Origin of the sequence: Streptomyces sp. NPDC048291 (genome assembly GCF_043201715.1) — a bacterium.
Lineage (GTDB): Bacteria > Actinomycetota > Actinomycetes > Streptomycetales > Streptomycetaceae > Streptomyces.
On the sequence record NZ_JBICZC010000011.1, the window covers coordinates 305288 to 325749 of the forward strand.

Sequence of the window (20462 nt, forward strand, 5' to 3'; positions counted from 1 at the left end):
ATGCACGTCCTCGTGGTGCACAACCGCTACGGCTCGGCGCAGCCGAGCGGGGAGAACAAGGTCGTCGACCAGGAGGTGGAGCTGCTGCGCGCGGCCGGCCACCGGGTCGGGCTGTTCGAGCGGCGCAGCGACGACATCGCCGCCCGGTCGCTCCTCGGCAAGGTGGCGGTGCCGCTCCTCGTGCCGTGGAACCCGGCGGTCCGCACCGAACTCGCCGACCGGCTGCGCACCGAGCGGCCGGACGTGGTGCACGTCCACAACGTCTTCCCGCTCCTGTCGCCCGCGGTCCTCGCCGCGTGCGCGGACGCCGGGGTGCCCGCCGTCGCCACGCTGCACAACTACACCCAGGTCTGCCCGCCCGGCACCCTGCAGCGGGACGGCCGGCCGTGCACCGAGTGCGTCGGCTCCGCGCCGCTGCCCGCCGTCCGGCACGGCTGCTACCGGGGCTCCCGCCTCGCGACGGTGCCGCTCGCCGTCAGCCTGTCGGCCAACCGGCGGCGGTGGTGGTCCGGCGTGGAGCGGTTCCTCTGCATCTCCGCGGCCCAGCGCGAGGTCCTGGTGCGCTCCGGCATGCCGGCCGAGCGACTGGCCGTGAAGCACAACTTCGTCCCGGATCCGGGAAGTTGCCGGGAGGGCGGGGGAGAGCACCTGCTCTACCTCGGCCGGCTCGCGGAGGCCAAGGGCGTACGGCTGCTCATGGCCGCGTGGGACGAGATCGCGGCCGGCGGCGGGGTGGGCGTACCGCTCGTGATCGCCGGAACCGGGCCGCTGGAGCCGGAGGTGGCCGCCTGGGCGGCGGACCGGGACGACGTGCGCTACGTCGGCCTGCTGGACACGGCGGAGTGCCGGAAGGCCGTCGAGCGGTCGGTCGCCGTGGTGGCTCCCTCGACGTGGCTGGAGGCGTTCGGGCTGGTGGTCGTCGAGGCGATGGCGGCCGGGGTACCGACCGTCGCCGCCGGCCACGGCGCCTTCGTCGAACTCGTCGACGACGGCGTCACCGGGCTGCTGCACCGGCCCGGCGAGGCGGGCTCGCTCGCGTCCTGCATACGCCGGATCGCGTCCGGACCGGACCGCAACCGGGAGATGGGCCGGGCGGCCCGCCGACGCTACGAGCAGGGCTTCAGCCCGGCCGTCGGACTGGAACGCCTGCTGGAGGAGTACCGCACCGCGATCGCGGGACGGTCGGCACAGGCCCGTGGCGGGGACACCCGCGCGGGCAGGGGGGATGGGGACAGCACATGACACGATGCCGACTCTGCGGCTCGGAAGCCTTGGCGAGCGTCGTCGACCTGGGGGCGACGCCGCCGTGTGAGAGCTTTCTCGCCGCGGACCGACTGGACGAGCCGGAGCCGGCGTACCCGCTGCACCTGCGGGTCTGCACCGACTGCTGGCTCGCGCAGATACCTCCGCTGATCACGCCGGAGGAGACGTTCAAGGAGTACGCGTACTTCTCCTCCTACTCGACGTCCTGGGTGGAGCACGCGCGCACCTTCGTCGCCGGCGCCGCGGAGCGGCTTCCGCTCGGCCCCGACGCCTTCGTGGTCGAGGTGGCCAGCAACGACGGGTACCTGCTGAGGCACGTGGTGGACCGGGGGATCCGCTGCCTCGGCATCGAGCCGTCGGTGAACGTCGGCGGCGCGGCGCGGGAGGCGGGGGTGCCCACGCTCACGGAGTTCCTCTCCCCGGAGACCGGCGCGGCCGTCCGCGCGGAGCACGGCCCGGCGGACCTGGTCGTCGCCAACAACGTGTACGCGCACATCCCCGACGTGGTCGGCTTCACCCAGGGGCTGCGCGCCCTGGTCGCCGACGACGGCTGGGTCTCCATCGAGGTGCAGCACCTGCTGACCCTGATCGAGGAGAACCAGTACGACACGATCTACCACGAGCACTTCCAGTACTACACGGTCGCCTCCGCGATCCGGGCCCTGGCCAGCGGCGGACTCACCCTCGTGGACGTCGAGCTGCTGCCCACGCACGGCGGCTCCATCCGGCTCTGGGCCCGCCCGGCCGAGGCGGCCGGCGAGCCGACGCGGCGGGTGGCCGACGTACTGGACCGGGAGAAGGCCGCCGGACTCCAGGAGCTGTCCGGGTACGCCGAGTTCTCCGCCCGGGTGGCCAAGGTCCGCCGGGACCTGCTGCGGTTCCTCATCGACGCGGCCGAGCGCGGCGAGACGGTCGTCGGCTACGGCGCCCCGGGCAAGGGCAACACCCTGCTCAACCACTGCGGCATCCGCCCCGACCTGCTCGCCTACACCGTCGACCGCAACCCGTACAAGCACGGCAGGTTCACCCCGGGCACCCGCATCCCGATCCTGGCGCCCGAGCGGATCGCCGCCGACAGACCGGACTACGTCCTCGTCCTTCCCTGGAACCTGCGGGCCGAACTGTCCGAGCAGCTGGCCTTCGTGCACGAGTGGGGCGGCCGGCTGGTCTTTCCCATCCCGGAACTGAGCATCGTCGAGGCCGCGAAAGAGGTCACAGCATGAAGGTCGTCCTGTTCTGCGGCGGTTACGGGATGCGGATGCGCAACGGAACCTCCGACGACGTGCCCAAGCCGATGGCGATGGTCGGCCCCAGACCGCTGATCTGGCATGTCATGCGCTACTACGCGTACTTCGGGCACACCGAGTTCATTCTGTGCCTCGGCTACGGGGCCCACCACATCAAGGACTTCTTCCTCAACTACGAGGAGACGACGTCCAACGACTTCGTCCTGCGGGGCGGGAAGACCGAGCTGCTGTCCACCGACATCGCCGACTGGACGATCACGTTCGCGCAGACCGGCATCGAGTCGCCCATCGGGGAGCGGCTGCGCCGGGTCCGCCACCACCTGGACGGCGACGAGATGTTCCTCGCCAACTACGCCGACGTGCTCACCGACGCCCCGCTGCCGGAGATGATCGACCGGTTCGCCGCGCGCGACGCCGGGGCGTCGATGATGGTGGTCCCGCCCCAGTCGTCGTTCCACTGCGTGGAGCTGGGCGAGGACGGCCTGGTGGGCGGCATCACCGCGGTGAGCGAACTGCCGCTGTGGGAGAACGGCGGCTACTTCGTGCTCCGCCAGGAGGTCTTCGACCACATACCGGAGAACGGCGACCTCGTCGCCGACGGATGTGCCCAACTGGCCAAGCGCGGGCGGCTGGTGGCGCACCAGCACCGCGGCTTCTGGAAGCCGACCGACACCGTGAAGGAACGGGCCGCGCTCGACGAGGCCTACACCCGGGGCGACCGCCCGTGGGCCGTGTGGGAGCGGGACAGCGCCGGGGCCCGAGCGTGATCAGGCTCGGGGCCGGACCCCTGGACCGGATCGTCGCGGTGGGCGCGCACTGCGACGACATCGCCATCGGCGCCGGCGGCACACTCCTGACACTCTGTCAGGCGTGGCCGGGTGTCCGGGTCGACGCGCTGGTGCTCACCGGCGGCGGCAGCGAGCGCGAGCAGGAGGAGCGGGCCGCGCTCGCCGCCTTCTGCCCGGGCGCCGACCTGCGGCTGACCGTGCACAAGCTGCCCGACGGCCGGCTGCCCGCGCACTGGGAGGAGGCCAAGTCCGCCGTCGAGGAACTGCGCACGCAGACCGACCCGGACCTGATCCTCGCGCCGCGCACCGACGACGCCCACCAGGACCACCGCGGCCTGGCCAAGCTCATGACCACCGCGTTCCGCGACCACCTCGTGCTCGGCTACGAGATCGTCAAGTGGGACGGCGACCTCGGCCGGCCGGCCGCCTACCAGCCGCTGGCCACGGAGACCGCCGAACAGAAGGTGCGGCTGCTGCAGGAGCACTACCCCTCGCAGCGGCACCGGCCCTGGTACGACCGGGAGGCCTTCCTGGGCCTCGCCCGGATCCGCGGTATCGAATGCCACGCGCGCTACGCCGAGGCGTTCGCCGTCACCAAACTCACGCTCAACCTGGGGGGTTGAACAACCTTGCGCGTACTTCTGACCGGACACCAGGGCTATCTGGGCACCGTGATGGCCCCGGTCCTCAAGGCCGCCGGGCACGAGGTCGTCGGCCTCGACTCCGGCCTGTTCGCCGACTGCGTCCTCGGCCCGCAGCCCGCCGACCCGCCCGGGCACCGGGTCGACCTGCGCGACGTCACGGCCGAGCACGTGGCCGGGGTGGACGCCGTGATCCACCTGGCCGCGCTCTCCAACGACCCGCTCGGCTCGCTGGCCCCGGAACTCACCTACGACATCAACCACCACGCGTCCGTCCGGCTCGCCCGGCTGGCCCGCGACGCCGGGGTGCGGCGGTTCCTGTACGCGTCGACGTGCTCGGTCTACGGCGCCGCCGGCGGCGACGAGCTGGTCGCCGAGGACGCCCCGCTGCGCCCGGTGACCCCGTACGCGGAGTCGAAGGTTCGGGTGGAGGACGACCTGCACGCGCTGGCCGACGACGACTTCACCCCGGTGTTCATGCGCAACGCCACCGCCTTCGGCTACTCGCCCCGGCTGCGCGCCGACATCGTGCTGAACAACCTGGTGGGCCACGCGCTCCTTTCCGGCGAGGTGCTGGTGCTCTCCGACGGCACGCCCTGGCGTCCGCTGGTGCACGCGGCCGACATCGCACGGGCCTTCACGGCCGCGCTGACCGCGCCGCGCGAGGCCGTCCACGACCGGGCGTTCAACATCGGCGGCGAGTTCAACAACGTCACGGTCGCCGAGATCGCCGAGCAGGTGGCCGAGGCGGTGACCGGATCCAAGGTGGTGATCACTGGGGAGAACGGGGCCGACCCGCGGTCCTACCGGGTGGACTTCTCCCGGTTCCGCGCCGCGATCCCCGGCTTCGACTGCGAGTGGACGGTGAAGCGGGGCGCGCTCGAACTCGCCGACGCCTACCGGAAGTTCGACCTGACCCGGGAGGCCTTCGAGCAGCGCTTCACCCGGCTCGCCGTGCTGCGCGCGGCGTCCGACGCCGGCACCGTCGACGACACCCTCAGGTGGCGCGGGTGACCGACGTGAGCGAGGAGATGTACGCCCTGGTGGAGCGGATGTACCCGCTCTGCCGGAGCATCACCGGCGACGGTGTGCGCGCCACCCTGGACATCGTCGGCGAGTACATCCCGCTGCAGGTGCACGAGGTGCCGACCGGGACGCAGGTGCTCGACTGGACGGTGCCGCAGGAGTGGAACATCCGGGACGCGTACGTCGCCGACGCCGCCGGCCGGCGGGTCGTCGACTTCGCCGCGTCCAGCCTGCACGTACTCGGCTACAGCGTCCCGGTGTCGGCGACCATGCCCCTCGCCGAGCTGCGCGGGCACTTGCACACGCTGCCGGACCAGCCGTCCTGGGTGCCGTACCGCACCAGCTACTACAAGCCGGACTGGGGTTTCTGCCTGGCCCAGGAGACCCTGGACGCGCTGCCGGACGGCGACTACGAGGTGCGCATCGACTCGACCCTCGCCGACGGGCATCTCACCTACGCCGAGTACGTGGTCCCCGGACAGGTCGCCGACGAGGTCATCGTCTCCTGCCACGTCTGCCACCCGTCGCTGGCCAACGACAACCTGGCCGGCATCGCGGTGGCGACGTACCTGGCCCGGGCCCTCGCGGAGCAGCCGACGTACTACACCTACCGGTTCCTGTTCGCGCCCGGCACCATCGGGGCGATCACCTGGCTGGCCCGCAACGCGGAGCGGGTCGACCGGGTCAAGCACGGCCTGGTGCTGGCCTGCGCCGGGGACCCGGGCCAGGTGACGTACAAACAGAGCAGGCGCGGTGACGCGGAGATCGACCGGGTGCTCCAGCACGTGCTGACCGCGTCCGAACGCCCGCACCGCATCACCGAGTTCACCCCGTACGGCTACGACGAACGGCAGTTCTGCTCGCCCGGGTTCAACCTGGGCGTGGGCTCGCTCACCCGGACCCCGTACGCCGGCTACCCCGAGTACCACACCTCCGCGGACAACCTGGACTTCGTCTCCCCGGCGGCGATGGCGGACACCCTCGCCGTCTGCCGCGAGGCGTTCGCCGTCCTCGACCGCAACCGGCGGTATGTCAACCTCAGTCCCTACGGCGAGCCGCAGCTGGGCCGGCGCGGGCTGTACGACGCGCTCGGTGGCCGCAGCGACACCAAGCAGGCCCAGATGGCCATGCTCTGGGTGCTCAACCTCTCCGACGGCGAGCACAGTCTGCTGGACGTCGCCGAGCGGTCCGGGCTGCCGTTCGACACCGTCGTCGCCGCGGCCGACGCCCTGCGCGGCGCCGACCTGGTCAAGGAATGACGCCCATGACCACCCAGGGGGAGAAGACGACCGCACCGGCCGGGTCCGCCAAGCGGGCCCTGGTCGGCCGGCTGTCCTGGGGGCTCGCCGACCAGGCGGCCTCCAGCATCAGCAACTTCGCGGTGGGCCTCTACGTGGCCCGCTCGCTCGGGGTCACCGCGTTCGGCGTGTTCAGCCTGGCCTGGGTGACCTACGGCGTGGTGCTCAACGTCTCCCGGGGCCTGGCCACCGACCCGCTCGTGGTGCGCTTCAGCGGGGTGCCGGACGCGTCCTGGCGCGGGGCGGTCGCCCGCTCGACGGGTACCGCGCTCGGCGTCGGCGCGGCCCTGGGCGTGGTGTGCCTGGCGGCCGGACTCGGCCTCGGCGGCCGGGTGGGACCCGCCTTCGTCGCCCTCGCCGTGATGCTGCCGGGGCTGCTGCTCCAGGACGCCTGGCGGTTCGCCTTCTTCGCCGCCGGCAACGGGCGCAAGGCGTTCGTCAACGACGTGGTGTGGGGCATCGCGCTCGTCCCGGCCATGGTGGTGGCGGCCCACGTGGACACCGTGGCCGCCTTCGTGTTCGCCTGGGGCGCGTCCGCCACGGTGGCCGCGGGCTACGGCTACGTCCAGTCCGGCATCCGGCCCCGGTTGACCGAGGCCCGCGGCTGGCTGCGCGAACAGCGGGATCTCGGCTACCGGTACCTGGTCGAGAACGTCAGCCTCAGCGGCGCCAGCCAGGTGCGGGCGTACGGGCTCGGCGTGATCGTCGGGGTCGGCGCGGTGGGCGCGGTGCGGGGCGCCGAGCTCCTGATGGGCCCGTTCCTCGCGGTGCTGATGGGGCTTTCGCTGGTCACCGTCCCGGAGGCGGCACGGGTGCTGCGCCGGGCCCCGCACCAACTGGGCAGGTTCTGCCTCCTGCTGGGCGGGGGACAGGCCGTCGGCGCGCTGCTCTGGGGCTCGGCGCTGCTGCTGATGCCGGACCGGCTCGGCGACCTGGCGCTCGGCGACGTCTGGCACTCCTCCTCGCACCTCGTCGTGCAGATCACCCTCAGCGTCGCGGGGGCGGGCCTCGGCACCGGCGCGGCGGCCGGGCTGCGCGCGCTCGGCGCGGCCCGGCGCAGCCTGCGCTGCCAGCTGTTCGCCTCCGCCTGCTACGTCGGCGGCGGGCTCGGCGGCGCGGCCCTCGCCGGCACGTCCGGCTCGGCCTGGGGCGTCGCCGCCGCGACCCTCAGCGGCTCGGCCGTCTGGTGGCTGCAACTGCGGTCCGCCCTGCGCGAGCGCCACCGCAATCCCATCCCCGAAGTGAGGACCGCATGACCGACCGACCCAGGCTGAGCATCGGCCTGCCCGTGTACAACGGCGAGGAGTACCTGGCCGAGTCGTTCGACGCCCTCCTCGGCCAGACCTACGAGGACTTCGAACTGGTCGTCTCCGACAACGCCTCGACCGACGGGACCGAGGACATCTGCCGCAAGTACGCGGCGCAGGACTCCCGCATCCGGTACCACCGGCTGCCCCGGAACATCGGCGCCACCCCGAACCACAACCACGTGTTCGCCGAGTCCCGCGGCGAACTCTTCAAGTGGGCCTCGCACGACGACCTCTACGGCCGCGACCTGCTCCGGCGCTGCGTGGAGGCGCTGGACGAGCGGCCGGACGTGATCCTCGCCCACACCGACCAGGCCGTCATCGACGGCGACGGCCAGGTGACGGTCCCCTACGAGTACACCCTCGCCACCGGCTCCCCGCACGCCCCGGAGCGCTTCCGCAGCCTGCTGTTCGAGCCGGGCGGCGACGACTTCTACGGGGTGATCCGGGCCGACGTGCTGCGCCGGGTGAAGCCGATGGACAGCTACCACCACGCCGACCGCACGTTCGTCGCCGAGATCACCCTGCACGGCCCCTTCCACCAGGTGCCCGAGATGCTGTACTTCCGCCGCGACCACCCGACCCGGGCCGAGCGGGCGAACCCGTCCAAGCGCTCCCGGTGCATCAACCTGGACCCGCGCCGGGCCGGCCTGCTGCACCCGACGCCCCGGCTGCTCGCCGAGTACGTCTGGGGCTTCGCCTCGGCGATCCGGCGGGCGCCCCTGTCCCCGGCCGACCGGCGCGCCTGCTACGGCCACCTGTCCGCCTGGATGACCAGCAGGGTCCGGCCGGGCGCCGGCGAGCGGGTCGAGGACCGGGCCCCGGTCGACCCGGCCCTGCTCACGGTCTCCGTCGACGCCCTCGTCGCCGGCCGCGAGGGGCGGCGGCGATGACGGCCGCGGACGCGACTCCCGTACGCGTCGGGGTGTTCGGCCTGCTCGGCTCCGGCAACCTCGGCAACGACGGATCGCTCCAGGCCGTCCTCGGATACCTCCGCGCCGAGCATCCCGAGGCGGTCGTGGACGCGTTCTGCGGCGGCCCCGAGGCGGTCACGGCCCGGTTCGGGATCCCCGCCACGCGCATGCACTGGAACCGCGCCGAGTACCGGACCGCGTCGCGCGTGGGCTCGATCACGGCGAAGGGCCTCGGCAAACTCGTCGACGTCTTCCGCACCGCCGCCTGGGTACGCCGGCACGACGTGGTGATCGTGCCGGGCATGGGCGTCCTGGAGGCCACCCTGCCGCTGCGGCCCTGGGGCTTCCCGTACTCCCTGTTCCTGCTCTGCGCGAGCGGAAGGCTGCTCGGCACCCGGGTCGCGCTGGTCAGCGTCGGCGCCGCCGAGATCCGCAACCGGCCCACCCGGGCCCTGGTGCGCCGGTCCGCACGGCTCGCCGCGTACCGGTCGTACCGGGATGCCCAGTCCCGGGACGCGATGCGGGCGATGGGCGTGGACACCACCCGCGACGAGGTCTACCCGGACCTCGCCTTCTCCCTGCCGACGCCACCGGCGAGCGCGCCCACGGAGACGCCGGGCCCGGTCTGTCTCGGTGTCATGGACTTCCACGGCGGCAACGACGACCGCGCCCGGGCCGACGAGATCTACCGGCGCTACCTCGACGGGACGATCCGGTTCGTCCGCACGCTGGTCGAGGAGGGCAGGCCCGTGCGGCTCCTCACCGGCGACCAGTGCGACCTGTCGGTGGTCGCCGCCATCCTCGACGCGGTCGACTCACCGCTGGTCACCGCGGCCGAACCGGCCTCACTGGCCGACCTGATGAACGAGATGACGGCCGCCGACACCGTGGTGGCCGTCCGCTACCACAACCTGATCTGCGCGCTGAAGACCGGAACCCCCGTGCTCGCCCTCTGCTACGCGGCGAAGAGCGACGCGCTCATGGACCGGATGGGCCTGGGCGCGTACTGCCACCCGGCCCGCGAGGTCGACGCCGACCGGCTCCTCGAACAGTTCCGGGACCTGGAGAAGCACGCGGCGGACCTGCGGCGGACCCTCGCCGAGCGGAACCGGATCGCCGCGGAGCAACTCGCCGAACAGTTCACCGACTTGACCACGACCCTGTTCCCGGCGCATGCCCCCGCCCCACGGAAGGCTTCATGAAAGCGACCGAAGTCCCGGAGATCGCCGGCGCGTTCCTGTTCGAGCCGACGCCCCATGCCGACGAACGCGGCTTCTTCTGCCGCACCTTCGACGCCGACGTGGTCCGCTCGGTGGGCCTCGACCCGCACGCCTTCGTCCAGGACAGCGTGTCCCGCTCGGTCCGCGGCGTGCTGCGCGGCCTGCACCTGCGCTCCGGGGCCGGCGAGGCCAAGCTGGTGCGGTGCTCGTACGGGCAGATCTTCGACGTCGTCGTGGACCTGCGGCCGGACTCGCCGACCTACCTGGGCCGGGCCTTCTTCGAGCTGTCCGGCGAGACGCAGAAGACCGTGTACATCCCGGCGGGTTGCGCGCACGGCTTCCAGGCTCTTACCGAAATCACAGACACCTCTTACCGTATTGACCGTCAGCACGATCCGTCCGAGGACGTGACGATCGCCTTCGACGACCCGGAACTCGCCATTCCCTGGCCACTGCCGGTCACGTCGATGTCCCAGCGGGACCGGGAGGCGCCGAGCCTTGCCGAGGTCCTGAAGCACCAAGAAAGATGAGGTCGGCGTGCACACCCAAGACACCGAGGGGCTCCTCCTGCCCCGCTCGCGGCAGGCCAACGAGCGGCTGCACTCCATGATCCCAGGGGGCGCGCACACCTACGCCAAGGGCGACGACCAGTACCCCGAGAACCTGGCCCCGGTCATCAGCCACGGCAGCGGTGCCCACGTGTGGGACGTCGACGGCAACCGCTACATCGAGTACGGCTCCGGCCTGCGGTCGGTCAGCCTCGGGCACGCCCACCCCCGCGTGCTGGAGGCGGTACGGCGGGAACTCGGCCGCGGCAGCAACTTCGTCCGGCCGTCCATCGTCGAGGTCGAGGCCGCCGAACGCTTCCTGGCCACCGTGCCGACCGCCGACATGGTGAAGTTCGCGAAGAACGGCTCCGACGCCACCACCGCCGCCGTGCGCCTCGCCCGCGCCGTCACCGGGCGCCAGCGGGTGGCCCTCTGCGCGGACCACCCGTTCTTCTCCGTCGACGACTGGTTCATCGGCACCACGCCGATGAACGCCGGCATCCCGGCGGCGACCACCGAGCTCACCGTGTCCTTCCCCTACGGGGACCTGGCCGCCACGGAGGAACTGCTCACCCGGTACGAGGGCGAGGTGGCCTGCCTGATCCTGGAACCCGCCACCCACATCGAGCCGCCGCCCGGCTACCTGGCCGGCCTGCGCGAGCTGGCCGACCGGCACGGCTGCGTCCTCGTCTTCGACGAGATGATCACCGGCTTCCGCTGGTCCGAGGCGGGCGCCCAGGGCCTGTACGGCGTCGTCCCCGACCTCTCCACGTTCGGCAAGGCGCTGGGCAACGGGTTCGCCGTCTCCGCCCTCGCGGGGCGACGCGACCTGATGGAACGGGGCGGACTGCGCGATTCCGGTGAGCGGGTGTTCCTGCTCTCCACCACCCACGGCGCGGAGACGCATTCCCTGGCCGCCGCGATGGCCGTGCAGGCCACCTACGTCGAGGAGGGCGTCACCGCGCGGCTGCACGCCCTCGGCGAACGGCTGGCCGCCGGTGTCCGCCAGGCCGCGGCGGCCATGGGCGTCGGCGACCACGTCGTCGTCCGGGGCCGGGCCAGCAACCTGGTCTTCGCCACCCTCGACGAGAACCTGCAACCCTCGCAGCGGTACCGCACCCTGTTCCTGCGCCGGCTCCTCGCGGGCGGGGTGCTCGCCCCGTCGTTCGTGGTGAGCAGCGCACTCGACGACGCGGACATCGACCGCACCGTCGACGTGGTGGCCGAGGCGTGCGCGGTGTACCGGAAGGCGCTGGACGCCGCGGACCTGCGCCCCTGGCTGGCCGGGCGGGCGGTGAAGCCCGTGTTCCGCCGTCTGGCGTGACGTGACGTGACGTCAGCGGGGCACCCGCTGAGTCACGTCCGGCCTCCGCGCGGCCGTCTGGTCGGCCATCCGGTCGACCAGCCACGCGGTCGCGGGCACCACCGCCAGCGCGGTGCACCAGCCGCCGAGGGCGTCGGTCGGGTAGTGCGCGCCGAGACCGACCTCCGCCCAGCCCATGACGGCGCCGGCCACCAGCGACGCCGCGAGCACGAGCGACGTGCCGGCCGCCCTGCCGAGGCCGAGCCGGCCCGTCGCGAGGAGCGCCGCCATGAGGGCGAGCGCGGTGAAGAAGGCGGTGTGCCCGCTCGGGTAGGACAGGTTGCCGGGGCCGTGGATGGTGCGGCCCACCAGATGCTTGAGCAGCGTGGTCGTCCCCACGGTCAGGCCCGCGCCGGCCACGACGAGCACCGCCGCGCGGCGCCGCCGGAGCAGCAGGCAGCCCGCCACCCCGGCCACGATCACCAGCGCCGACCCCACGGGTTCCCCCAGGAAGTCCAGGACCAGGGCGACGTGCCGCCACGGCCCCCGCACACTGTCCGCCGTCGGCGGGACGATCCACCGGTCCACCCCGCCGGGTTCGCTGTGTCCGGCGTACCGGACCCCGAGCGCGACGACCACCAGCGCGGCGAGCGCCGCGACCGGCCAGAGCCACGCGCACAGCGCCCGGGGCAGCACCGCGCGCGACGCGGGCCGGGCCGGGCCGGCTTCCGGACCCGCTTCTGCCAGACGATCCAACGCGAGCCCCCCGTCGTGTCCGAACCCCCCGAACGACCATAGCCGCCCCGGGCCCGGCGGGTGGCCCGACCGGGCCGCCGCCACGGCTCAGGCCCGGTCGGGCGGCGGGAACCGGTCGAGGTCTGTCCGATACCGCTCCATGGTCTCCAGGAGCTCCCGCGACAGCCGGCGGTCCAGCTCCCCCGTACGGTCCGGCCACAGCTCCCGGAACAGCGGGGGGCCGAGCTCCGGCGGCAGCGCCCCGAGCCTTTCGTGCTGCCTGCCGAGGGCGAGCGGGACCAGGTCCTTCGCCAGGAAGCCCGCGAAACCGTCCGACACGCCCGCGGGAAGCCGTTCCCTGTCCCGGCAGAAGGCCGTGATCAGCACGTTCACGGCACGCACCAGATGCGGTGACGGCGCGTCGAGCAACAGTCGTATGCCGCTGAGGGCGCGCTCGTGCAGCGCGGCGAGGTGGCCGTCGGCCGGCCCGTCGCGGTCGCCGAGGAGCAGTTCGAGCAGATCGTGGGCGAGCGAGGAGGCGGGGGCGCCCTCCACCGCGACGAACGTGGTGACGGCCGGGCCGAGCCAGTGGAACACCGGGTCCATGGTGTGCCGTATCACCGAGTCGTTGGTCCCGGCGGACAGCGACATCTTGTGCCACACCTCGTCCCAGTACGACCGCGACCAACCGGGACCGCCATGCCCCCGGGGATAGCGGTAGAGCCAGTTCATGTCGAGCTGCTCCGGCGGCCTCGTACCGTCCTCACCCGCACGCATCGACACCTCCAGGGCGCGCCGGTTCTCCTCCCAGCGGGGGTGGACGCCGAGCGAGAGGGCGAAGTCCGTCCACTGGCCCTCGTACATCGCCGAGCGCCACAGCAGGCAGTGCCGGTGCCAGGCACTCACCGGGTCCGCGGAGTCCGGGAACAGCTCGGCCACCGAGCAGCGCCCCGCGAGCAGGACGGCGACCAGGACGAGGTTGGAGCCGTACAGACCGTGTCGCGTCGCCGTGCGCAGGAGCGAGGGACGGTAGCCCGGGTGCTGGTCGCCGGTGCGGGTCTCGTGCTGGGTGTGCACCTGGACGAGCCGCTCCGCGAGCCGGCGGCGTTCGGCCGCGGGCATCCGTCCGGTCAGCGACCGGGCGAAGCGCAGCATCTGACGGGACGACAGGGACGCGTACGACAGCAGCGCGAACGCGAGGTCGTCGTCGAATTGGGCACCGCCGAGCGAGAGGGCGGGCCGGGGCCTGAGCAGGTCGGCGAGCACGTGCAGGGCGAGCCGGATCGCCAGGTACTCGCCGAACGTCGCATGGAGGAACTCGTAGCTGGCGAGCACCTGTCCGTCACGCACCGACTGGGCGCGCTGCACGAAGAAGAAGCGGCCCAGAGCCGTCTCGGCGGCGTTCAGCGGGGTGCGGAAGGCGGCGGCCTGCGTCTGCCGCCGCCCGAGGATTGCCGTGAGGTCCTCTTCCAGCTCCGCCGCCGACACCCACTGGCGGCGCCGGTTGAGCTGGGCGAAGGCCACCAGGGAGAGCCGCTGCAGCTCCTGCTCGATCCGCTCGGCGGTCTCCTCCTCCGGTACGGCGTCCAGGGTCGACTTGCCCACCTCGCGCCGCGCGAACGAGGTGAGCAACTGCTCGTACAGGTCGGCCACGTCCAGGGCGTCACCGGTGGCCCGCCGCAGGCCGCCGTCGGTGGCGTCGTACAGCGCGAGCATGGTCAGCAGCAGTGGCTGGGCGGCGAGTTCCGCGTGCCGTACGACGTGCCGCCACGTCAGCGGGGCACGGCCGCGGGCGGCGAAACCGGCCGCGTTGGCCGCGTTCCACACCGCCAGCCACTGGCCGATCTGGTCGTCCCGGAACGGTTCAAGGCGCAGCGCCACCAGTCCGTCGGGATAGCGGGCGCGGTCCGCGACGGCGGTACGACTCGTCACCAACGCCAGTACCGGGCGGCCCTGTTCGGCCTCCCGCTGCTGGAACTGGGCGACCCGGATCAGGAAGTTGTTCTGGTGCACTCCGGTGGTCTGCAGCAACTCGTCGAAGCCGTCGAGGAGCAGCACGGGGGTGCTGCCGCCCGCCGCCCGCACCAGCTGCGGCCAGCTCACGGTCTCACCGGTGGCCGCGCGGATCGCCTGCTCGATCTGGTCCTGGAGCTCGTCCTCCGCCCGCACGTCCCGCAGCGGCACCCGCACCGGCAGGAAGCCCACGGCAGGAAGGCGCGCGGCCAGCACCCGGGTCAGCGCGGACTTCCCGGCTCCGGGCTGGCCGAGGACCAGCAGCGGTGCCGTGGCCGGCTGGGGGGAGGTGAGCGCCCCGGCCAGGTACCGGGTCAGGTCCTGCCGCACGGGGACGCGCTCCCACCACGACTCGTCGGCCGGTCCGCTCGGTCCGGACACCCCGGACACCCGGAAGTCCGGGTCGAGGTAGAGCTCCTCCAGGGTGGGGATGAGGATGCCGTCCGGCGCGGGCTCGGCATCCAGGACGGTGCGGGCCAGCGCGGCCTCGTGGGCGCGGGCGAGCGCGGCGGCCACATCGACCGGGGGGTGCAGCGCCTGGGCGGTACGGGCGAGGAGTGTCTCCACACCGTCCAGCGCGCGGTGCACCTCGGCGCGGGTCGCCCGGTGCTCCATCTGTGCCGTCCAGAGCCCGAACTCGGGCGCCTGCACGCAGAGTTGCGCGTACAGGTCCCGGTAGCGGGCCCGCGCCGTCCCGGGCAGGACCTCGGTGAGCAGACGGCGGGCCTCCCCCCGGTCGGGCGTTCCGAGGCGCTCCCAGACCGCCAAACCCTCGACGAAGGCCAGGAATCTGCCGGCGTACTCGTCGTAGCGACCGAGCAGGGCCGCCTCGACCGCCTCGGACGGGGCGTGCGGGGCGGGGCTCGGCAGATCCGCCGCGACCAGCAGCGCGACGAGATCCGAGACCTGTGGTGCGGATGCCGTCGGATCCGCGCGGGCGAGCGCGAGTTGCTCGTCCCGCGTCAGATCGACGGCGTCGAGCCGGAGCGGCAGGTCCAGCTCCTGCATGGCCTCGAAGAACGCCACCACCACGACCACCGTGTGCGCGGCGCGCAACACGTCCGTCCGCTCGGCCCGGCTGTGCGCCCGGCCGAGACGCGCGCCGATGCCCCGGACCGCGTCGCGGCCGAGACCGAGGACGCGGCCCCTGGCGTTGGCCATCCCGATCACGGTGCCGCTGATCCCGCCGGTCGCCAGGTTCAGCGCGCCGCCGAGGACCCGGTCGAGCGCCGCCAGCCGGGCCGGTTCGGCACCGAGCAGCACCAATGCGTCGCTGAACCCCAGCAGTCTGCGCGCCCCCATGGCCCCCACTCCCCGTGTGCGGCCTCCACTGTTGCACGTGCGGGCTTCGGGTGGCGCGCAGACCAGGAGCCTTACGCCCAGCAGCCGTTGACCGTGGCCGCCAGTCCGTCGAGGGCGTCCTTGGTGGCGGCCGGGTCGGCGGTGGAGTTGTTCTCGATGAAGGAGAAGATCTTCCAGCGTCCGTCCGCGGCCTTGGTCAGGCCGCTCAGGGCGATCGCACCGGTGAGCGTGCCCGTCTTCGCCCGGACCTTGCCGACGGCGCACTGCGAGTCCGCGGTGTCGAAGCGACCCCACTCGGGACCCAGGGTGGAGCCGGCCTCGCCGGCGACCGGCAGGCCGTCGACGATGTATCCGAGGGTCGGGGCGTTGCGCGCGTCGTCGGCGACGTCGAGGATGTCGGCGATGGTCTGTGCCGGGATGCGGTTGGCGCGGGACAGCCCGCTGCCGTCGTGGATCTCGTAGTTGTCCAGCGAGACGCCGTACCCGCGGAGCACCTCGCGCACGACCGCCGTGCCGTCCTCGAAGGTCGGCTGGCGGCCGGCCCCGATCGCGGTCATCCGCAGCAGGGTCTCGGCGATGTCGTTGTCGCTCACCTTGAGCATGTGCTCCACGATGGCGGACAGTTTGCCGGACTGGTGCCGGGCGACCTGCAGGTCGCCGGTGGCCGCCGTGCCGTGGGTGACGCCGCCCGTGACGGTGACACCCTGTTGGGCGAGGAACCCGGCGAAGACCTGGCCGGCGTCCAGCGACGTGTCCGTGACCTGGTGGCCGTCGACCACCAACGCCCGTACCGGTGCCACGGAGTCCGGGTAGTAGCCGTCGTTCCAGCCGGTCGCGAGCGAGGGCTCGGGGAAGAGGCTGTCGTCGACCTGGACCTTGACCGAGGTGAGCCCCGCGCTCTTGAGCCCCGCGACGGCGTCCTTCGCCATCGCGTCGAGGTCGGCGCTGGTCAGGGTGCGGTCACCGCCGCCGACGAGGGTGAGCGTGCCGTTGCCGTAGACGGCCTCGGTGGTGAACCGGTGGGCGGGGCCGAGCACCGTCAACGCGGCCGTGGCGGTGCCGAGTTTGGTGTTGGACGCGGGCATCAGCGCGGTGCTCGCGTCATGGCCCCAGACGGCCTTGTCGGACAGCGCGTCGATGACGACGCCGCTCAGGGTGGAGCCCAGCCGGGTGTCCTGCACACGGGCGTCCAGGTTGTCCGCGATCCTCTGCTCGGCGGGGTCGAGTGCGGCGACCGCCGGCATGGCCTTGTCGGCGGCGAAGGCGCTCGTGCCGAACAGGAACGTCCCGGCGATGGGCGCCGCCACGGCGACGACGGCGACCCGGCGGAGCGCGGGGTGGAGGGTTCTCGCCGTGCGGTCAGGAGCGGCCGTACGGGCGGGGGATGGGGGGTTGGACATGCAGACCTCGTAGAAGTACTCGTGGAACAAAGGGAGTTGGCAGGAACAATGCGATCTCTCAAGAGAGAAAGCTACCGCTGCCACCCCGACCCTCCACCGCAACACGAGGGCACCGGCCGCCCGCCTTCCCCATCGGGATCACCCCTCCGCGTATGCACGAGCGGCTCGATGAGCAGGCGCTTCTCCGGTTCCGGAAGACGGGACCGATGGTCACTGGGACGGTGACCGCCGCTCTGGGCTGAGGGCCTCCCACGCCGGTCTCGGCGAAGGACCGCCGGACGCGGGGCGCGAGCCTGCCACGGGCCAAGAGGACACCTGGTCAGCCGGTTGCGCGCAGCGCGTCCAGCACGGCCCGGGACATCCCGAGCTGGCCGCGCTCGTTGGGGTGGACCGGAGCCGCCGCGGCGGTCGGCGCCAGGGGCTCGATCCACCGGACGTCCGCGTCCGCGCAGGCGTCACGGCCGGCCGAGGGCGTGTAGGTGTCCACGTACGTGGCACCGGCCGCGCGTGCCCGGTCCCGCAGCACGTCGTTGAGCCGCTGTTCCTTCTGCCGCAGGAAGGCCACGTCGCCCGGTGCGAGCCCCATCGCGCGTTGGCAGCCGTCGTCCTGGGCGGGCAGGATCGCCGGATAGCCCACGACCAGCACGCGTGCCCTGGGCGCCCGGCGCCTGATGTCGCCGAGCGCGGCGGACACCCGCCCGCCCGCGGTGCCGATCTTGGTCTCGATGCCGTCGGTACCGTCGGTGCCGCGAGAGGCGTACCACTGCCGGCACGGGGCGTCGTCCGCCTTCGAGCCGCGGATCCCCTTCTCCACCTGATAGAAGACGCCCGCCTTCACGCAGGTGGTGACCAGGGAGCTGAAGCCGATGTCGTTGCCGCCGATTCCGAGGGTGACCAGCCGGGTGGCGGCCGTCACGGCCGACACCTGGGCCGGGTTGGTCCCGTCTCCCGTGGACTGCGCGGCGAGCAGGTCGGCCGTGGTGGCTCCGCTGCAGCTCAGGTCGCGGAACTCGGCCGGCTTCAGCCCGAGGTCGGCGGCGAGCAGCGCGGGATAGTTCCGGTCGGACCGCTCGCAGCCCGCGGGCCTGCCGTTCTGGGCGGGGATCTTCGGCCCTGCCGTGTAGGAGTCGCCGAGGGCGACGTAGGGCCCGGTGGGGAGTGTCACGTGCGACGGTGCCGAACCGCCGGAATCGCTCCTCGTGAGGGCGACCGTGGCGACGAGCGTCGCGCAGGAGACCGCCGCCGTCAGTCCCAGAGTGATACGAGTCCTCATGTGCGCTCCTGCCTCCGGTGCGGGGCCCGGCCGCCGATGTCGCCCCAGTGTCCTGGGGGCGGGTGCGCCATGTCGTCGTGCCGCTGCTGGCTCTTCCCGTACACAACCCGCAGTACGTCCGGGACGGCGGACTCCGTCCCATTGCGGAGGAACTGCTCCCGACGCCTGGTCAATACGGGGGCCGCGGCTGTACGAACATGGGTGCCGCGTGCGAACGGCACCGCTCTGACCCGGGCGATCCGTTCCGCCGGCCCTGCCGGGACCGGGACTCCCGTGGGACTCGCATCGAGCGGGCCGTGCAGGCGACAGCTGCCCGAGGTCCCCGGGAAGGGAGCCGCGTCATGCCTGGACGGTGGGGCGGACGTTGATCTCGCCGATCTCGACGTCGGCGGGCTGCTCGACGGCGAAGGCCACCGCGCGGGCGACCGCCGCCGGAGGGATGCCCGACGCGGCCATGTGCTCGCGCGTCTGCTCGCGGATGCCCGGGTCCGCCATGGAGTCGGCGAGATCGGTGCGGATGTATCCCGGCGAGATGGCCGTCGTACGCACCACCCCGTCGGTGGACTCCCTGCGCAGCCCCTCGTGGACGGTGCGCACCGCGTTCTTGGTCGCTGCGTAGACGGCCATCGTGGGGGAGGCGCCGTACAGGCCGGCCACGGAGACGATGCTGACCAGGTGCCCCGACCCCTGCGCGCGGAAGACGGGCAGCGCGGCGGCGACGCCGTTGAGCATGCCGCGGAGATTGACGTCGATCATGGCCGACCAGCCCGCGGTGTCGAGGTCGGCCAGCGGGCTGATCGGGGCGATGCCGGCGTTGTTCACCAGTACGTCGATACGGCCGTACCGGTCGACGGCGGTGGCGACCAGGCGCCGCAGGTCCCCGGCCTCGGTCACGTCGACGACGCACGCGGCAGCACGGCCCCCCTCCTCCCGGATCTCCCGGGCTATGGCGTCGATGCGCTCGCCGCGGCGCGCCGAGAGGACGACCGCGGCACCACGCCCGGCGAGCAGGCGGGCCGTGGCCTCGCCGATACCGCCACTCGCTCCGGTGATGGCGACGACCTTGTCCTGAAGAGAGAGCACTGGTGCCTCCAAGTAAAATGGACACGTGTCCGCTACTTGGTCCAGCGTACCGGACACGTGTCCACTTGTCGGGGTCGGAACATCAGGAGAGCCCTATGAGCGCGCCAGGACGCCGCCCGGACGCGGTGCAGAACCGGACCCGCATCATCGAGGCCGCCCGGGCGGCCCTCGCCGAGTCCGACCACGTCCACCTCAACGAGATCGCCAAGCGCGCGGGCGTGGGGCAGGGAACGCTCTACCGGAACTTTCCCAACCGCGAAGCGCTCCTCGCCGAGGTCTACCGGCGCGACGTCGAAGAACTCGTCACCGGCGCGTCGGCTCTGCTGGCGGAACACGAGCCCGTGGAGGCCCTGCGTCATTGGCTCGACCGGGTCATCGACTACGCCGAGATCAAGTACGGGGTCCTGGCGGCGCTCGAACCGACGGCATGGCGGGACCTCGTCGCCGACAGTCAGAACCCCATCGAAGGCGCCCTCGGTCACCTGCTGGACGCCGGGAAGGCGGCCGGTTCCGTCCGTACGGACGTGGACGCCCGCGGAGTCCTCCGCCTCATCGCCTACCTCGGCCGACTGGAACGGGACGAATGGGAATCAACGGCACGGCCTCTGATGAACGTCATCCTCAACGGCCTTCTCCGGCAGGACGCGGACGTGGACGCGGACCGGTAAGGACAGGGGAGCCGGCGCCGCCAGATGCCGAGCCGCCCCGCAGGCCGGTCCAGGTCGGACAGGTCGAGCACGAAGCGGTGGCGGACGTCGTTGCGCTCCAGGCGTTCGAGAGCCCTGTTCGCCCGGGAGGACGGCAGCAGTTCGATGTCGGCTGTGATGTCGTGTTCCGAACGTGCCAGGAAATGCGGGGCGGGTCCGACGCCGCCGATGCCGGGAGGGCGATGCCATGACCGGTACACCGCGTGTGAGGCGCGTCGTCGTGTCCCTTGCCGTCTGGTGGCTGCTGCTTGCGCTTGTCCTCTGGCTGCTGGGCAAGGCGCTCGGTCAGCCTGCTTCGGCCGTGCAGTGCGCGGCCTCGGCCGCCTTCCTCGTCGCGCTCGGAGAGGCCGGCGACGGGGTGCGCCGACGCTGGAGGAGCAGAAAGGAATCGTGA

Annotated in this window: 18 protein-coding genes and 1 pseudogene; 13 read left to right on the forward strand and 6 right to left on the reverse strand. The window is 72.6% G+C overall.

Features of this window, described 5'->3' with window-relative positions; translation table 11 throughout:
* Genes ACGF5O_RS29835 through ACGF5O_RS29885 form a run of 11 tightly spaced genes read left to right on the forward strand, consistent with a single transcriptional unit; the run spans position 1 to position 11576 of the window.
* The gene (locus ACGF5O_RS29835; protein ID WP_393812966.1) at positions 1–1242 is read left to right on the forward strand and encodes a glycosyltransferase; all 1242 of its coding nucleotides are present in this window, start codon (positions 1–3) and stop codon (positions 1240–1242) included.
* Positions 1239–2486 carry a class I SAM-dependent methyltransferase gene (locus ACGF5O_RS29840; protein WP_393812967.1) on the forward strand — a complete coding sequence of 416 codons (1248 nt, stop codon included), beginning with the start codon at positions 1239–1241 and terminating at the stop codon, positions 2484–2486. Before ACGF5O_RS29835 ends, ACGF5O_RS29840 begins: the two co-directional genes overlap by 4 nt.
* Entirely contained in the window at positions 2483–3277 is a 795-nt protein-coding gene (locus tag ACGF5O_RS29845) for a sugar phosphate nucleotidyltransferase (RefSeq protein WP_393812968.1), read from the forward strand. Before ACGF5O_RS29840 ends, ACGF5O_RS29845 begins: the two co-directional genes overlap by 4 nt.
* On the forward strand, positions 3274–3921 hold the full coding sequence (locus tag ACGF5O_RS29850; protein WP_393812969.1) for a PIG-L deacetylase family protein: 648 nt from the start codon (positions 3274–3276) through the stop codon (positions 3919–3921). Before ACGF5O_RS29845 ends, ACGF5O_RS29850 begins: the two co-directional genes overlap by 4 nt.
* Positions 3922–3927: 6 nt before the next feature.
* Positions 3928–4953 (forward strand): NAD-dependent epimerase/dehydratase family protein, encoded by a 1026-nt coding sequence (locus ACGF5O_RS29855; RefSeq protein WP_393812970.1) that lies wholly within the window; start codon positions 3928–3930, stop codon positions 4951–4953.
* Positions 4941–6224, forward strand: a complete 1284-nt coding sequence (locus ACGF5O_RS29860; protein ID WP_393812971.1) for a DUF4910 domain-containing protein — start codon at positions 4941–4943, stop codon at positions 6222–6224. The genes ACGF5O_RS29855 and ACGF5O_RS29860 overlap by 13 nt, the downstream gene beginning before the upstream one ends.
* Complete coding sequence (locus ACGF5O_RS29865) at positions 6221–7519, forward strand: hypothetical protein (protein ID WP_393812972.1); 1299 nt, start codon at positions 6221–6223, stop codon at positions 7517–7519. Before ACGF5O_RS29860 ends, ACGF5O_RS29865 begins: the two co-directional genes overlap by 4 nt.
* Entirely contained in the window at positions 7516–8463 is a 948-nt protein-coding gene (locus ACGF5O_RS29870; RefSeq protein WP_393812973.1) for a glycosyltransferase family 2 protein, read from the forward strand. Before ACGF5O_RS29865 ends, ACGF5O_RS29870 begins: the two co-directional genes overlap by 4 nt.
* Positions 8460–9686, forward strand: a complete 1227-nt coding sequence (locus tag ACGF5O_RS29875; RefSeq protein ID WP_393812974.1) for a polysaccharide pyruvyl transferase family protein — start codon at positions 8460–8462, stop codon at positions 9684–9686. The genes ACGF5O_RS29870 and ACGF5O_RS29875 overlap by 4 nt, the downstream gene beginning before the upstream one ends.
* A complete protein-coding gene (locus tag ACGF5O_RS29880) occupies positions 9683–10234 on the forward strand; it encodes a dTDP-4-dehydrorhamnose 3,5-epimerase family protein (RefSeq protein WP_393812975.1) in 552 nt (183 codons plus the stop codon). The genes ACGF5O_RS29875 and ACGF5O_RS29880 overlap by 4 nt, the downstream gene beginning before the upstream one ends.
* A gap of 7 nt (positions 10235–10241) precedes the next feature.
* A complete protein-coding gene (locus ACGF5O_RS29885) occupies positions 10242–11576 on the forward strand; it encodes a glutamate-1-semialdehyde 2,1-aminomutase (protein ID WP_393812976.1) in 1335 nt (444 codons plus the stop codon).
* Positions 11577–11588: 12 nt separating this feature from the next.
* Here ACGF5O_RS29885 and ACGF5O_RS29890 read toward each other — a convergent pair whose 3' ends face one another.
* The 5 genes from ACGF5O_RS29890 to ACGF5O_RS29910 form a co-directional block, all read right to left on the reverse strand.
* On the reverse strand, positions 11589–12311 hold the full coding sequence (locus ACGF5O_RS29890; RefSeq protein ID WP_393812977.1) for a phosphatase PAP2 family protein: 723 nt from the start codon (positions 12309–12311) through the stop codon (positions 11589–11591).
* 87 nt (positions 12312–12398) lie between these two features.
* The gene (locus ACGF5O_RS29895; RefSeq protein ID WP_393812978.1) at positions 12399–15605 is read right to left on the reverse strand and encodes an NACHT domain-containing protein; all 3207 of its coding nucleotides are present in this window, start codon (positions 15603–15605) and stop codon (positions 12399–12401) included.
* A 71-nt stretch (positions 15606–15676) separates the two neighbouring features.
* On the reverse strand, positions 15677–17005 hold the full coding sequence (gene dacB, locus ACGF5O_RS29900) for a D-alanyl-D-alanine carboxypeptidase/D-alanyl-D-alanine-endopeptidase (RefSeq protein WP_393812979.1): 1329 nt from the start codon (positions 17003–17005) through the stop codon (positions 15677–15679).
* 319 nt (positions 17006–17324) lie between these two features.
* Entirely contained in the window at positions 17325–18278 is a 954-nt protein-coding gene (locus ACGF5O_RS29905) for an SGNH/GDSL hydrolase family protein (RefSeq protein ID WP_393812980.1), read from the reverse strand.
* Positions 18279–18617: 339 nt separating this feature from the next.
* Positions 18618–19361, reverse strand: a complete 744-nt coding sequence (locus ACGF5O_RS29910) for an SDR family oxidoreductase (protein ID WP_393812981.1) — start codon at positions 19359–19361, stop codon at positions 18618–18620.
* A gap of 95 nt (positions 19362–19456) precedes the next feature.
* Here ACGF5O_RS29910 and ACGF5O_RS29915 point away from each other — a divergent pair, with 95 nt between their 5' ends.
* A complete protein-coding gene (locus tag ACGF5O_RS29915) occupies positions 19457–20029 on the forward strand; it encodes a TetR/AcrR family transcriptional regulator (RefSeq protein WP_393812982.1) in 573 nt (190 codons plus the stop codon).
* Positions 20030–20076: 47 nt separating this feature from the next.
* Here the strand turns inward: ACGF5O_RS29915 and ACGF5O_RS29920 are convergent.
* Positions 20077–20199, reverse strand: a pseudogene (locus tag ACGF5O_RS29920) (NAD(P)-dependent alcohol dehydrogenase); the annotation flags it as partial.
* Positions 20200–20288: 89 nt separating this feature from the next.
* Between ACGF5O_RS29920 and ACGF5O_RS29925 the strand changes: the two are divergent.
* Positions 20289–20462, forward strand: coding sequence for a hypothetical protein (locus ACGF5O_RS29925; protein ID WP_393812983.1), 174 nt, complete (start codon positions 20289–20291; stop codon positions 20460–20462).